The sequence below is a fragment of the Lysinibacillus sp. A1 genome, assembly GCF_000801965.1.
Classification (GTDB): domain Bacteria; phylum Bacillota; class Bacilli; order Bacillales_A; family Planococcaceae; genus Lysinibacillus; species Lysinibacillus fusiformis.
On record NZ_JSZM01000001.1, the window covers coordinates 52,312 to 66,019 of the forward strand.

The 13,708-nt window shown below is 36.3% G+C and carries 12 protein-coding genes and 1 pseudogene; 6 read left to right on the plus strand and 7 right to left on the minus strand.

Annotated features, from left to right (window positions below; genetic code table 11):
- The first annotated feature begins 168 nt into the window (after positions 1 to 168).
- Positions 169 to 690, plus strand: a complete 522-nt coding sequence (locus PI85_RS00235; RefSeq protein ID WP_052059889.1) for a sigma-70 family RNA polymerase sigma factor — start codon at positions 169 to 171, stop codon at positions 688 to 690.
- Positions 677 to 1,624, plus strand: coding sequence for a DUF4181 domain-containing protein (locus PI85_RS00240; RefSeq protein WP_036119708.1), 948 nt, complete (start codon positions 677 to 679; stop codon positions 1,622 to 1,624). Before PI85_RS00235 ends, PI85_RS00240 begins: the two co-directional genes overlap by 14 nt.
- Positions 1,625 to 1,660: 36 nt before the next feature.
- Here PI85_RS00240 and PI85_RS00245 read toward each other — a convergent pair whose 3' ends face one another.
- From PI85_RS00245 to PI85_RS00275, 7 genes and pseudogenes are all read right to left on the minus strand, one after another.
- Positions 1,661 to 2,917 (minus strand): hypothetical protein, encoded by a 1,257-nt coding sequence (locus tag PI85_RS00245; protein WP_036119705.1) that lies wholly within the window; start codon positions 2,915 to 2,917, stop codon positions 1,661 to 1,663.
- A gap of 4 nt (positions 2,918 to 2,921) precedes the next feature.
- Positions 2,922 to 3,620 (minus strand): response regulator, encoded by a 699-nt coding sequence (locus PI85_RS00250; RefSeq protein ID WP_036119703.1) that lies wholly within the window; start codon positions 3,618 to 3,620, stop codon positions 2,922 to 2,924.
- Between the two features lie 38 nt (positions 3,621 to 3,658).
- A complete protein-coding gene (locus PI85_RS00255) occupies positions 3,659 to 4,411 on the minus strand; it encodes a sensor histidine kinase (RefSeq protein WP_008176667.1) in 753 nt (250 codons plus the stop codon).
- Positions 4,412 to 4,448: 37 nt separating this feature from the next.
- On the minus strand, positions 4,449 to 5,441 hold the full coding sequence (locus PI85_RS00260; protein ID WP_036119699.1) for an ABC transporter ATP-binding protein: 993 nt from the start codon (positions 5,439 to 5,441) through the stop codon (positions 4,449 to 4,451).
- A pseudogene (locus tag PI85_RS00265) lies at positions 5,438 to 6,450 on the minus strand (ABC transporter ATP-binding protein). Before PI85_RS00265 ends, PI85_RS00260 begins: the two are co-directional and overlap by 4 nt.
- A gap of 15 nt (positions 6,451 to 6,465) precedes the next feature.
- Positions 6,466 to 7,386, minus strand: a complete 921-nt coding sequence (gene nikB, locus PI85_RS00270) for a nickel ABC transporter permease (protein ID WP_008176673.1) — start codon at positions 7,384 to 7,386, stop codon at positions 6,466 to 6,468.
- A 14-nt stretch (positions 7,387 to 7,400) separates the two neighbouring features.
- Positions 7,401 to 8,303: an ABC transporter permease gene (locus tag PI85_RS00275; protein ID WP_008176675.1), complete on the minus strand. Its 903-nt coding sequence runs from the start codon at positions 8,301 to 8,303 to the stop codon at positions 7,401 to 7,403.
- A gap of 181 nt (positions 8,304 to 8,484) precedes the next feature.
- Between PI85_RS00275 and PI85_RS00280 the strand changes: the two genes are divergently transcribed.
- The 4 genes from PI85_RS00280 (at position 8,485) to PI85_RS00295 (ending at position 13,619) form a co-directional block, all read left to right on the plus strand.
- Positions 8,485 to 10,044 (plus strand): glutathione ABC transporter substrate-binding protein, encoded by a 1,560-nt coding sequence (locus tag PI85_RS00280; RefSeq protein ID WP_036119692.1) that lies wholly within the window; start codon positions 8,485 to 8,487, stop codon positions 10,042 to 10,044.
- A 42-nt stretch (positions 10,045 to 10,086) separates the two neighbouring features.
- Positions 10,087 to 11,337, plus strand: coding sequence for an amidohydrolase family protein (locus tag PI85_RS00285; RefSeq protein ID WP_036119690.1), 1,251 nt, complete (start codon positions 10,087 to 10,089; stop codon positions 11,335 to 11,337).
- Positions 11,334 to 12,545: an amidohydrolase gene (locus PI85_RS00290; protein ID WP_036119687.1), complete on the plus strand. Its 1,212-nt coding sequence runs from the start codon at positions 11,334 to 11,336 to the stop codon at positions 12,543 to 12,545. The genes PI85_RS00285 and PI85_RS00290 overlap by 4 nt, the downstream gene beginning before the upstream one ends.
- Positions 12,546 to 12,713: 168 nt before the next feature.
- Positions 12,714 to 13,619 (plus strand): DMT family transporter, encoded by a 906-nt coding sequence (locus tag PI85_RS00295; protein ID WP_036119685.1) that lies wholly within the window; start codon positions 12,714 to 12,716, stop codon positions 13,617 to 13,619.
- The last annotated feature ends 89 nt before the right edge of the window (positions 13,620 to 13,708 follow it).

The window sequence follows — 13,708 nt, forward strand, 5'->3', positions numbered from 1 at the left end:
AAATAACATCACCTTCAAATGTTGAAACACATTTTATTGTGTGATGTTTTTGAAATATTATGTCCATCGTTTAAATGAAACATAGTTTTTGAAAAGATTATTTCTTTTTTGGAAACCAAATGGCCCTTCACTACGACTATAAAGTGAATATACATGGGAGGTGTTACAGTGAGTGAGCATTTAGAGGAGGTCATGGAGGAGCATGGAGAATATTGTTTACGAGTGGCGTATTTATATGTAAAGGACTGGGCGATAGCTGAGGAAATTGTTCAAGATGTATTTTTTGCCTATTATCGTCAACGGGATCGCTTCGAACAAAGATCTTCTCTAAAGACGTATTTAGTAAAAATCACTGTACATAAAAGTCATGACTATTTAAGAAGTTGGAAAAATAAGCGACATGAATTATTTGAAAAAATACATATAGGGGCAAATAAACGTACACCAGAAATGACATTATTAGCGAAGGATGAGCAAAATACATTAACGATAGCATTATTTGCTTTACCTATTACTTTTAGAGAAGTCATTATTCTTTATTATTATCAAGAATTAAAGGTTCGAGAGATAGCTGACATACTTTTATGTGCAGAAAATACAGTTAAAACTAGGCTCCATCGAGCAAGGAAAATGTTGCAGTCTAAATTAAACCCTAGTGATTGGGAGGTGTTAATGGATGACAGCTTTTAAGGAGAGGTTGGATAAAGAGCTTGGCACAACGCCACGATTTACACAGTCATTACAGAAAAATATTTCACAACAGGTACACCGAGTAAATCCTACAACAAGACGCTGGCAATATCCATTAATTATTTTAGGTACGATTGTTATACTATTGTTTATCATAGAACTCGGTCCACTAGGACGGGGCGAACAAGCTAAACAAACTTCATTTGTAGAGTTAGCACAGCAAGAAACAATAAAAAGGTATACAATGATTTTCAACGCGGATATGGAGACCTTTATGGCAGGGAGACCTGGATGGACGATTGGCCAGAAAATATTTGAGCTGAATGATGACAAGGATTTATTACAACAGTTATTACAGCAGGCCACTGTGACACAGATGTATGGGGATAATCCATTTAGATTTGGAGCCATGCGTGATGTATGGGCAGAGTTTGCAAATGGCCAAGTAATTAAAATGAAAATATTTTTAAACGAGGAATATATCGTTATAGAGGATTATCACAATAAATCCTTTTATCGAGTAAATAATGAAGATTTGGCAAAGGCTTATTTAGACCTTGCCCTAAAAGAAGATGATATAGCTTTTGGAATGAAGGGCTTATCTATATTTCTAGTAGTCTTATTCGTTAGTCATTTTTTTGTCGAAAAATTAATGAGAAAAAAGTTCAACATTCCAAAAGGGTATGTTAATAAAGGTCATCAGCGAGTCAGTTGGATCATTAAAATTGTAAATATTGTTTTGGTCTGTTTGTTCGTACTGAAAGGGTTGATCCTATTGACCGTCGTAATAATAGGCTATCTAACTGTTATAGTTTTCAGTTCTATTTTCATTGACTATTACTATGGTAGAGAAGAAAAAAGACATTATATTTCCATTAGTTCAGCCATTGTTAGTCTACTATTATTTGGCATATTCATTATTTATATCAGTTAAAAGAAGACAAACGCCTGAACACGCTATTTTGCGAATTCAGGCGTTTTTATCTTCCGTTTCTGTTTGTAGCATTAATTGATAAATACTAGATATCATAAAGCTAGCTGCTAATCCGTAAAGGGCATTGAAGCTTAAACCAACACCGATCCCTATGATGATGGAAAACAGTATGACAAGCCAGTTATGTTTATGAATATGACGATTCGTAAATAAAAGAATAAACATAAATGGTAGCATGGTAATATGAAGAAATGCGAAAGAATAAATAACTCCTAAAATCGTTAAATCGATAGATAAGAAAAATGTAAATAAAAGGATGAGTAGACCAATTAAATAAAAGTAATAGGGCCTTTTCTTCACAAAAAATCGTTTGGTTGCCCGCAAATCTACAAGTAAGGTTGTGACAATGGCCAACAGTACAATGACAAGGAAAGCAAATGTCAGAAACCCGGGCTGTACTTCATATAAAAACGTGAAAATTAGAATTTGAAACTGACCAAATGAGCCACTGTATAAAGCAATCATTAAAATTGCTGTAAAGGATAGCGTTAATAAAGCTAAAATCACACCTGAAGAAAACAGGCTGCGACGTACTTTTTTTGGCTTAATAAAGGCGATTAAATACCATGTGGATTTATCAAAGAGAACTTGTCCTAAAACGGCTAGTTGAATAATGACATAGAACAGCAGGATTTCACTATTTTTAAAATAAAATAAATAAGGGTGATACAAGCGAATACCTTCATAAACGGTGCTAGCACCATTTTGTACAAAATAATAAATAGGGATAAAAATAAGTAAAGAAAATAAAGCGATGATAAATAATATTTCTAGCCACAATATACTTTTCACTGACATCATGCGATCCAGAAGTAACATTCCCACCAAAAATAAAAAAATGGTGATGGGGACTGGTATGGTTAACATAATTTCAGATAACACACTAATGCTTATTAATTGTATTAACCAAAGTTCAATGCCTGTTAAAAGGTAAAAAAATCGTATGACTTTTAAATTCATACCACTCAATTTTTTCTGTATCGTAAAGAGTAAAAAGCTTTGGGTATGCTGGTTTTGTGTGTAATCACTCTTTTTTAATAATGAGCCCAGTATGACAAATGAAATAGCTGTCGCTAATGTATAACAAATGCCCGCCATAAAGCCATACGAAATTAGGGCAGAAGGAGAGGACAATAGTAAATTACCATTAATCCATCTCGCTAAAAGTATGATGACACCTGCTGCTGTGCTTAAACTTGCAAATGGTACGAGCAATGAAAATTTCTTTAGCATATCTTCAATTACCTTTACTCGTTTTAGAGGATTTGTATTGACGAGGTGATTGATTATATTTTTTCTTAAAAGCTACACTAAAATAGTGTTGACTATTAAAACCACAGCTCTCCGCAATTGCTGACATACTAGCATCCAGATTTTCACTTATTTTCTTCACGGCCATCTCTAGGCGATAATTATTAATATATTCATTAATGCCGATGGATTGCTCCTCCAAAAACTTACGACTTAAATAACTAGGGTTCAAATGGATTTTTTCAGCAATAATATTTAAACTCAGTTTTTCATGAAAGTTTTCATGAATATAGGAAAGAGCGCTTTGGATCGCATCATGGTTAGAGCTCCATACTTTATATTTCTCCACAATAGCATTTAATTCACTAGCAATAACAGGCTTTGTTAGATAGTCCTTTACTCCAATACGTAACGCTTGCTGCGCATATTCAAAGGTTTGATAGGCTGTTACCATTATAATATCTACATCATAAAGTTCTTTTAACTCTTTACTTAAAGTGATTCCATCTTTCCCAGGCATTTGAATATCCAAAAAGGCGATAGTCATACGGTGCTTTTTAGCTAATTGCAGAGCTTGTGAAGCGTCCTGAGCAGTATGGAATGTCCAATTAGGGAAATGTGGCTTTAATAAATAAATCATTTGCTCAAGCTCTAAAGGCTCATCATCTGCGATTAATATATTCATGTTGAGGTTCTCCTTTCATATTCAAATTAGTAGAAAGCCTAAGCGGGAACATGGATCGTTACAGTGTAAAAATGTTGATCGTTTTGAATTGAAAATAAAATACTTTCGAGTCCATAAATAAGCTCGAGACGTTTTTTAATATTTTCAAGACCATAACCTTGCTGCAATTCATCTTCTACTTGCTCAATAGCCGATTCTATCTTTTCTGATGGTTGTGTATTTTTTATTTCTATTAATAAAAACTTGTCCATTTTCTTTATATAAATGAAAAGTTCAGCAGGTCCTATATGCTTTTCAAAGCCATGTTTATATGCATTTTCAATAATGGTCTGGAGAATAAATGGTGGTATTTGTACAGATAATGCTGCATCATCAACATACTTATGGACCGTCAAACGATGTCCAAAGCGTAGCTGTTGAATATTTAAATAGCTATCGACAAATAGCACCTCGTTTTTTAAAGCAATTAACACCTCATGATTATTATATTTAAATTTAAAAAACGTTGCTAAGGCCTCAATGCCCGCTACCAAATCTTCCTTTCGATTGATGCGGGCTAGGCTCAGTAATGAATTTAATGCGTTAAAAAAGAAATGGGGCTGTATTTGCTGATTTAGCTGAAGAATATTGGCTCTTTGTAAATCTTGCTTTAGCTCTAAATTTCTTTTTTCTTCCTCTAGGCTATCAATTTGTTTTTCGAAAATAAATATAAAAGTAAGCAGAAAAGCTCCAATAATTGGAGCGATTACACATAGGAGAATATATATGTTGAAGGTTTCTAGTTGTAACATAATGACCTCTCCATTGAATTTATAAGTGTAAGTTACATTAAACTAAATTTTCTGCAAAATGGCAAGCTACCTTATGGGTCGCCGTAATTTCCCGTAAAGCGGGCACCTCTGCTTTACATTTATCTGTAGCGAACGGACAACGTGTATGGAAGCTACAGCCTGTAGGGGGATTTAACGGTGATGGTAGATCTCCCTTTAAAATAATACGCTCCTTACGATGCTCCTTATCAATAACTGGAATCGACGAAAACAGTGCTTTTGTATAAGGGTGATGCGGCTGGGTGAAAAGGGATTGCTTATCAGCAATTTCTACGACTTTTCCAAGATACATAACCATTATCCGGTCTGATATATGGCGCACTACACTTAAATCATGTGAGATAAATAAAAAGGTTAAATCTAAATCTCTTTGTAGCTGTTTCAATAAATTTAAAATTTGTGCTTGGATAGATACGTCCAGGGCAGAAACCGATTCATCACAAATAATAATTTTGGGATTGACGGCAAGTGCTCTTGCGATCCCAATACGTTGACGTTGTCCACCAGAGAATTCATGTGGATAACGCTCCAAATATTCTGGTCGCAGTCCGACAAGTGACATTAATTCGATCATGCGTGCCTCTTGCTGCTCTGGAGAAACTATTTTTTGAATAGACATGGCCTCTGTTAACATTTTGCGAATAGTGCGTCTTGGGTTCAGAGATGCATACGGATCTTGGAAAATTATTTGAATGTCCTTGCGCGCTACTCGCAGCTCTTTTTTATTCATCGTTACTAAATTTTTGCCGAATAATAACACTTCTCCAGATGTAGGTTCGTCTAATCTTAAAATAGAGCGACCTGTCGTTGATTTACCGCAGCCAGATTCTCCAACAATACTAAGTGTTTCACCAGGCATAATCTCAAAAGAAACACCGTCCACCGCTTTAACCACCTGCTGTGGACCGAAGAGTTTTTCTTTTTTTAAGGAAAAATGTTGTTTTAAATTATTTACTTGTAGTAGTGGCTGTGCTTGCTGCTCTTTTATCATACGGTCATCTCCTCCATAAGTGTTGCTCCCTGCCATTCCTTACTGTACATCCAGCATCTTACCTTTTCCCTGGCTCAATCGTAAGAAGTTCAGGCTGTTTTTCAAGGCATAATTCTGTAGCAAATGGACAGCGTTCTGCATAGCGGCAGCCAATTGGATAATGATATGGACTTGGAACGGTTCCATGTATAGTAGATAATTCCTCTTGATCCTCATATAGTTTTGGCAAGGATTGAATTAAACCATTAGTATAAGGATGTAATGGTTTTTCAAAAAGGCTATCAGTTGTGCCTTCCTCTACAACCTGCCCTGCATACATAACGGCAATTTTATCGCAAATCTCAGCTACAACACCAAGATCATGGGTAATGAAGATAATGCTCATTCCTAACTGCTTTTGCAAATTTTGAATAATATCAATAATTTGAGCTTGAATGGTTACATCTAGGGCAGTCGTCGGTTCGTCAGCAATTAAAACATCTGGCGTACAAGCAAGTGCCATCGCGATCATAATACGTTGACGCATCCCGCCACTTAGCTGATACGGCTCTTGTTTCGCTCTTTTTTCAGGGGCTGGAATGCCAACTAGGCGAATCATATCCACCGCTTTTTGCCATGCTTCTTTACGTGATAAACCTTGATGTAAACGAATGGATTCAGCGATTTGTTCACCAACGGATAGCACAGGATTTAAGCTTGTCATGGGCTCTTGGAAAATCATTGATATTTTATTACCTCGAATTTTACGTAATTCTTCATCTGATAATTTCAAGATGTCTGTATTGTTTAAAAGAATTTCACCATTAACAATTTTGCCAGGGGGTGAAGGGACTAATCGAAGTAGTGAAAGGGAAGTCATGGATTTCCCACAACCAGATTCTCCGACAATGCCCAGCGTTTCTCCTTTTTGAAGTGTAAAGGAAACACCGTCCACAGCTTTAGCGACTCCCTCACTCGAATAAAAATAAGTTTGTAAATTTTTTACTTCTAACACTGTATCTTGTTTCATCTGTTTTTTCCCTCCCTAGTTTAAATCCATCCGTTTATTAAAGATTCGATACAAAATATCGACGAAAAGATTAATGAATACGAATATTAATGAAGCGACTAGTACGCCTCCTTGCACGATTGGTATATCTCGTGTACGAATTGCATCGACAATCATTCGACCTAATCCGTTTACGGCGAAAACAGATTCTACTAATACTGTGCCGCCAAGTAAACTACCAAACTGTAAGCCTACTACTGTAATAACTGGAATTAAAGCATTCCGTAATGCGTGCTTTAAAATGATAATATAACCTTTTAAGCCTTTAGCTTTAGCTGTTCGAATATAATCTTGATTGACGACTTCTAACATACTTGAACGTGTCATACGTGCAACGATAGCAGCACCACCTGCGCCCAGTGTAACCGCAGGTAGAATAATATGCTTAGCACTGTCCCAACCTGCAACAGGTAGCCAATGTAACTGTACGGAGAAAACGTACATTAATAAAATACCTAACCAGAAACTAGGGAGCGAGATTCCTAATAATGCCACAATCATTAAACCAACATCCATGAAGGAATAGGGGCGGATTGCTGAGATGATGCCGGCAATAAGCCCAAGAACGATGGTAATTAAAATACTATAAAAGGCCAGCTCAATTGTAATTGGTAAACGAGCGGTAATTTCTTCAAATACAGGTTGATTATTTTTTAAAGAATGACCCATGTCACCTTGTAAAAGATTTTTAATGTAATCTGTATATTGAATGGCTAAAGGCTTATTCAGTCCTAAATTTTCACGTAATTCATTAACGGTTTCTTGTGAAGCTCCTTCACCAGCTAAAATGATGGCGGGATCGCCTGGAATCATTTGCATAATTAGAAAAACAACAAGCGTTACACCGAGCGTCACGGGGATAATTTGAGCAAGTCGTTTTAGGATAAATAATGTCATATAACTTCTCTCCTTTAATTTTTCATTCTTGGATCTAAAGCATCTCGTAAACCATCTCCGAATAGGTTAAATCCTAGAACAAGGATGGAAATCATAATACCTGGGAAAAGGGCCATATATGGGGCCGTAAAAAGAAAATCCCTACCATTTGATAACATGGCACCCCATTCAGGAGATGGTGGTTGTGCACCTAATCCTAAGAATGACAGACCTGCAGCAGATAAAATGGCTGTTGCTAAACGCATAGATGCTTGGACAATAATAGGTGATAAAATATTCGGGAAGATATGCTTGATTAATATGGTCATATCATTTGCACCGAGTGTTTTAACAGCATCGATATATTCTAACTTTTTTACTTCCATTGTCGATCCACGTACAATACGGGCAAACATAGGGATGGAAAAGAATCCAACAGCAATAGTTACATTAATAAGACTTGGTCCCAAAGCGCTGACAATCGCTAAAGCTAGTAATATACCTGGAAAGGCAAGCATGATATCTAAAATACGACTAATAATCGAATCAATCCATCTTCCATAGTAGCCAGAGATAAGCCCGAGGATTGTCCCAATTGTTCCACCAAATAACACGGCTGAAATACCAACACCAAGAGATAAACGGGAGCCATATAATATTCGACTTAAAATATCTCGTCCTTTGTCATCTGTGCCCATTAAATGATCTAAACTGGGTCCTTGTAATTTTTGATCTAACTGAACATCGAATGGATCATAAGGAGCTATAATTGGCCCGATAAGAAACATCAATATATATAGTAGAATGATGATACCCCCTGCGACAGCGGCCTTATTTTTTTTGATTTTGTTTAGGAACGAGACAAGATTCTTTTTTCTAGAAGCTTTACGTGCATTCACTAAAACAGCATGGTCGATAGTAGTAGTTACTTTATCCATAATGAAACTCCTTTTCTAGTTGATTTGATTTCAATTTAGTGAAAAGCGTAAAGAATGTAAATATTTTAGAAGGTATTAGTCAGAAAATTTAAAAAACAAGTAAAGATTTTAAAAAACAAGTGAATTTTATTTCTTTATAATTCGAGATGTAAGGATGAAAACATAAAAGGAGGAAATGTTTATGAAGAGAATGAAGCTTTTTTTATTGATGACACTAATTACTGTTCTAGTTTTGCAGGCATGCTCAACTGCTAGTAATAAGAGTGCTGAAGGTTCCAATGAGGGATCTAAAAGTGTAGGAGGGGAATTAGTTGTTTTAAGAGCATCAGATGCAACAAGCCTTGATCCTCACTTTATTACAGATATCCCTTCAGCGAATATTATTCATGGCAAAGTATATGAAACACTTGTTGCTTTTGATAGAGATCGTAAAATTGCTCCATTACTTGCAAAAGAGTGGGAACAAAAAGATGATGTCACATGGACATTTACTTTAAATGAAGGCATTAAATTCCATGATGGCGCTGATTTTAATGCGGAAGCTGTAAAAGCTACATTCGATCGCATTTTAGATCCAGAGACTGGGTCACCACAGCGTGATAAATTATCAATGATTAGTGAAGTAGTAGTCGATGATACGTATGTTGTCACGTTGAAATTAAAGGAGCCATATGCACCACTTTTATCAATTTTAGCAAGTCAGGAAGGTAGTATGATTAGCCCGAAAGCTATTGCAGAAGCGGCAGATGAATTAGCAACACATCCAGTAGGGACAGGTCCATTTGTATTTGATGCTTGGAAATCAGGTCAAGAAATTACATTAAATTCAAACAAAGACTATTGGGGTACAGTACCAAAAGTAGATAAAGTAACATTTAAAGTAGTACCCGAGGATTCTACACGTTTAGCGATGATTGAAAGCGGAGAAGCGCATATCGCTGAGCAAGTGCCAGTAACTGAAATTGATCGTATTGAAAATTCACCAACTATGAATCTATTCCGCGCAGAAGGATTGGCAGTAGAGTTCATTGGTTTCAATGTGAAAGATGCATTGTTATCAGATGTTAAAGTGCGTCAAGCAATTAGTTATGCAGTGGACCGTGAAGCAATTATTAGCGGTATTTATGATAATGTAGGCACACTTGCCAATTCCGCAATGAGTCCAAAAATTATCGGTTACTCTAGTGAAACAAAGCCATATGATTATGATGTAGTAAAAGCAAAAGAACTATTAAAAGAAGCGGGTGTTAAAGAAGGAACAAAAGTTAAATTACTAACGAGCGACCGTAAAGAGCGTATTAATATGGCAGAGGTTATTCAATCTCAATTGAAGGGCATTGGTCTAGACGTTGATATTCAAGTAATGGAATACGGCGCATTTATTTCTGAAATTACGAAAGAACAACACCAAATATTTATTAGTGGCTGGGGTAATGCAACGGGAGATGCTGATTATAACCAATTTAATCTATTCCATACTGCTTCTATGGGACCTCCAGGAAACCATTTCTACTATTCAAATCCAGAAATAGACAAGCTAATTGAGCAAGGACGTTCTGAATCAAATCAAGAGGCACGTAATGAAATCTACAAAAAAGCAATGCAAATGGAGTTAGATGATGCTGTGTATATTCCAGTTCGTAACTACGAGCATTTAGCTGTTTACAGTAATGCTGTCAAAGGGTTCTGGTTAGATGCATCTAACTATACGATGATCAGTGGCGTTGAAATTGTAGAATAATCAAACTTGCTGAAACCTACAAATACCAATGAGGAGGAAACTATGAATAAATTACTGCTGAAAAATGTGAGATTAGAAGAGGCATTTGAGCATGAAAATGAACGCATTGTTGCAACGCGTACTGCTATTTATGATGTTCTAATTGTAGATGGATATGTTCAACAAATAGATAAGAATATAGTAGTCGATGGCGATGTAGAGATAGTAGATGCACAGAAGCAATTATTAGTACCATCTTTCCGAGAAATGCATATTCATATTGATAAAACTTATTTTGGTGGAGAGTGGCAGGCCCCAAGACCTATTACAAAAGGGATATTAACGCGCATCGAGGAAGAACAAACGCTACTTCCTAAACAATTACCGACCGCGGCTTATCGGGCTGAGGAAATGGTTAAGTGGTTAATTTCACAAGGACATACACATATACGGTCGCATTGTAATGTGGACCCACAAATTGGGACCAAGCATATTGAAATAACAAAGCAAGTGTTAGAAACATATCAAGATCAAATTACTTATGATATTGTGGCTTTCCCACAGCATGGTTTACTGCGCTCGAATGTGGAAGGACTGATCCGTGAGGCGATGGCAATGGGTGCAACGCTTGTTGGAGGAGTTGACCCATCCATTGTAGATAGAAATATTGAGAAATCATTGCAAACAACGATGGCTATTGCTCAAGACTATCAGGCAGGGATTGATATTCATATTCATACAGCTAATACCTTAGGTGAATTTGAATTTTATAAACTAATCGAATTAACAAAACAGGCGAAAAAAGAAGGACAAGTTACGATTAGTCATGCAATGGCGCTTGCGGATTTAGAACAATCAAGATTAGAAAACTTAGTTCAGGCGATGGCTGCTGTGCAAATGGATGTTACAACAACGGTGCCAACGGATATTAATCGCTCGACGATACCGATTCCATACCTTTATAACAATGGTGTAAAAGTTTCTGTTGGACATGATAGTTTAACAGATCATTGGTCTCCTTATGGTACAGGAAACACCATTATGAAGTTAAATGTAATGGCGGAGAGATTCCGTTTTATTGATGAATATTCATTAAGTCGTGCTTGGAAATATGCTTCGGGTGGCATTACTCCATTGAATGATGCCGGAGAACGTGTTTGGCCACAGGTTGGTGATAAAGCCAATATGCTTTTAGTAGATGGAATTAGTACTGCACATGTTGTAGCAAGAAGATGCCCTATTACTACAGTTATTTCACAAGGACATATTATTCACCAACAGGAAGTTGGAGAGTTGAAAGGAGAATACAGATGAAGCACTGGCTTACAAATGTTCTACTTGAAACAGGAGAATATCTAAAAGAAAATGATACTGTCGGTACAAAGGTGGAGCTTTTTCACCTTGAAATTACGGATGGCTTTATTTCTCAAATTGTACCAGCAACACAAACAATTGATTCTCTAGATGAAGTAACAGATATGAAAGGGAAGCTGCTATTACCAGCCTTTAAAGAAATGCATAATCACTTAGATAAGACATACTTATCTTTACCATGGAAAGCATGTGTGCCTGTAAAGAACTTGAAAGAACGCTTGGATCGTGAAGCACAAGAATTATCGGTCCTTGCAACGACTGGGAAACAACGTGCTGCAGCCATGATTGAGAAAATCCTCAATAATGGTGCCAATCATATTCGTACACATGTCAATATCGATCCGTACATTGGCTTAAAAAACTTAGAGGGTGTGCTAGAAGCATTGGAAGATTATAAAGGTGTTGTGACATCAGAAATCATTGCCTTTCCACAGCATGGCTTACTAAGAGATGATGTGCCTAAATTATTACGTGAAGCCTTGCGCAATGGGGCAACGATGATTGGTGGGCTAGATCCTGCTGGTATTGATAATTCGATTGAGCCTTCTCTTTATGAAGTCATGAATATCGCACAAGAATTTAATGTAGATGTTGATATTCATCTACATGATGGTGGTCATGTTGGCTATTATACAATCGATAAATGGATCGATATGGTAGAGGATGCAAACTATCAAGGGAGAACGGCTATTAGTCATGCCTTTTCTCTTGGAGATGTATCAGCTATGGAACAGCATAAAATTGCAGATCGTCTAGCGCAGCAGCAAGTAAAAATTATGTCAACGGTGCCATTTGATTTAAGACGATTAATCCCACCGATTGATTTACTAACAGAGCATGGAGTAGATGTTCACTTTGGTTGTGATGGCTTTTATGATTCATGGAGTCCATATGGCTCGGGAGATATTTTAGAAAAAGCAACGACTTTTGCAGACAATACACGTAAGTTAGATGAGCGTTCTATTCGACAAACATTAAAATACATTACAAATGGTGTCACACCATTGGATGCAAATGGTCAAAAGGTTTGGCCAAACGTGCAAGATGAAGCAAGCTTTGTTTTCTTTGACGCCGTTTCTAGCGCTGAAGTCATTGCACGTAAACCATCAAAACGGGTGGTTATGTCAAAAGGCCAGTTTATCAATTAAGTATCAATCTAAATCCCCCTTATTTAGATACCATAGCAAACTAGAAAATTTCTAGTTTGCTATACTTATGTTTTAATAGATAGGAAGAAATACAAGAAAGGGAAGTAGATTTTTAAAAGAGTTGATTATGAACTATGTAGAAGTCTCTTATATACAGGTGCGATAAATATGAAGCAACTAACGATCTATATGATTTTATTTAGCTGTGTATTTTTTTGGGCCAGTAACTTTATTATTGGCTCTATTTTAATTGAACATTGGTATCCAATCATGGTTGCCATATTTAGATTAATGGTCATTGTCCTATTTTTAGGCTGCATTAGTTGGAAGGCTATTATTCATACAACGTTTACACGTAATGACCTACTGTTGCTGATCATTGCAGGAATACTAGGTGTTTCCATCAATCACTATAGCTTTTATGCAAGTCTTCAGCATACCTCTCCTATTACCGCGGCATTAATTTTAGCCTGCGCACCGATTGTCACATCTTTACTTAATAAAATGATTTATCATGAATCACGAAACGGTATATTTTGGTTAGGGGCAATCATTTCATTTATAGGGGTTGGTCTCATCATTACTAAAGGAGCCCTCATCGCCATTTCTATTGGAAAGGGGGAAGTGCTAAGTTTAATTACGATGCTAAGCTTTGCCTTATTCCTTATTATTGTGAATCATCTCAGTCTGAAATTATCAGCCCAGTCCATCACCTTTTATACAAATCTAATCGGTTTGCTGGTGCTTGTCCCATTTTCGTTTACGATGTGGACACGAATAAATTGGCAAGTAACATATCCTTATTGGATGCTGCTCATTATATCAGCGGTTATTATTCATGGAATTAGTAATTTACTTTGGAATCAAAAAATGAAGGAGATTGGCTCAACGAATGCTTCACTATTATTGAATTTTGAGCCAGCTATCGCTATGCTATTAAGTGCTATTTTTTTAAAGCAATTTCCTACAAGTGTCCAAGTATATGGCTCCTTATTGATTTTACTAGGAATTTTGCTATGTATTTACTATAAGGAAATAAGAACTTTGCTTTTTATGAAAAGAAAAACAACTTAAAAAATCTATTATTTTGTACAGTATGTTGGAAATATTTCTAGCATGCTGTTTTTTTTTGATATGTTTTGTTTTTTTACAAAAATAATATT

What these genes read in the sequence shown, in the direction of transcription:
- PI85_RS00240 (WP_036119708.1), top strand. Translation starts at nt 677, where the DNA reads ATGACAGCTTTTAAGGAGAGGTTGGATAAAGAGCTTGGCACAACGCCA.
- PI85_RS00245 (WP_036119705.1), bottom strand. Translation starts at nt 2,917, where the DNA reads ATGCTAAAGAAATTTTCATTGCTCGTACCATTTGCAAGTTTAAGCACA.
- PI85_RS00250 (WP_036119703.1), bottom strand. Translation starts at nt 3,620, where the DNA reads ATGAATATATTAATCGCAGATGATGAGCCTTTAGAGCTTGAGCAAATG.
- PI85_RS00255 (WP_008176667.1), bottom strand. Translation starts at nt 4,411, where the DNA reads ATGTTACAACTAGAAACCTTCAACATATATATTCTCCTATGTGTAATC.
- PI85_RS00260 (WP_036119699.1), bottom strand. Translation starts at nt 5,441, where the DNA reads ATGATAAAAGAGCAGCAAGCACAGCCACTACTACAAGTAAATAATTTA.
- nikB (WP_008176673.1), bottom strand. Translation starts at nt 7,386, where the DNA reads ATGACATTATTTATCCTAAAACGACTTGCTCAAATTATCCCCGTGACG.
- PI85_RS00275 (WP_008176675.1), bottom strand. Translation starts at nt 8,303, where the DNA reads ATGGATAAAGTAACTACTACTATCGACCATGCTGTTTTAGTGAATGCA.
- PI85_RS00280 (WP_036119692.1), top strand. Translation starts at nt 8,485, where the DNA reads ATGAAGAGAATGAAGCTTTTTTTATTGATGACACTAATTACTGTTCTA.
- PI85_RS00285 (WP_036119690.1), top strand. Translation starts at nt 10,087, where the DNA reads ATGAATAAATTACTGCTGAAAAATGTGAGATTAGAAGAGGCATTTGAG.
- PI85_RS00290 (WP_036119687.1), top strand. Translation starts at nt 11,334, where the DNA reads ATGAAGCACTGGCTTACAAATGTTCTACTTGAAACAGGAGAATATCTA.
- PI85_RS00295 (WP_036119685.1), top strand. Translation starts at nt 12,714, where the DNA reads ATGAAGCAACTAACGATCTATATGATTTTATTTAGCTGTGTATTTTTT.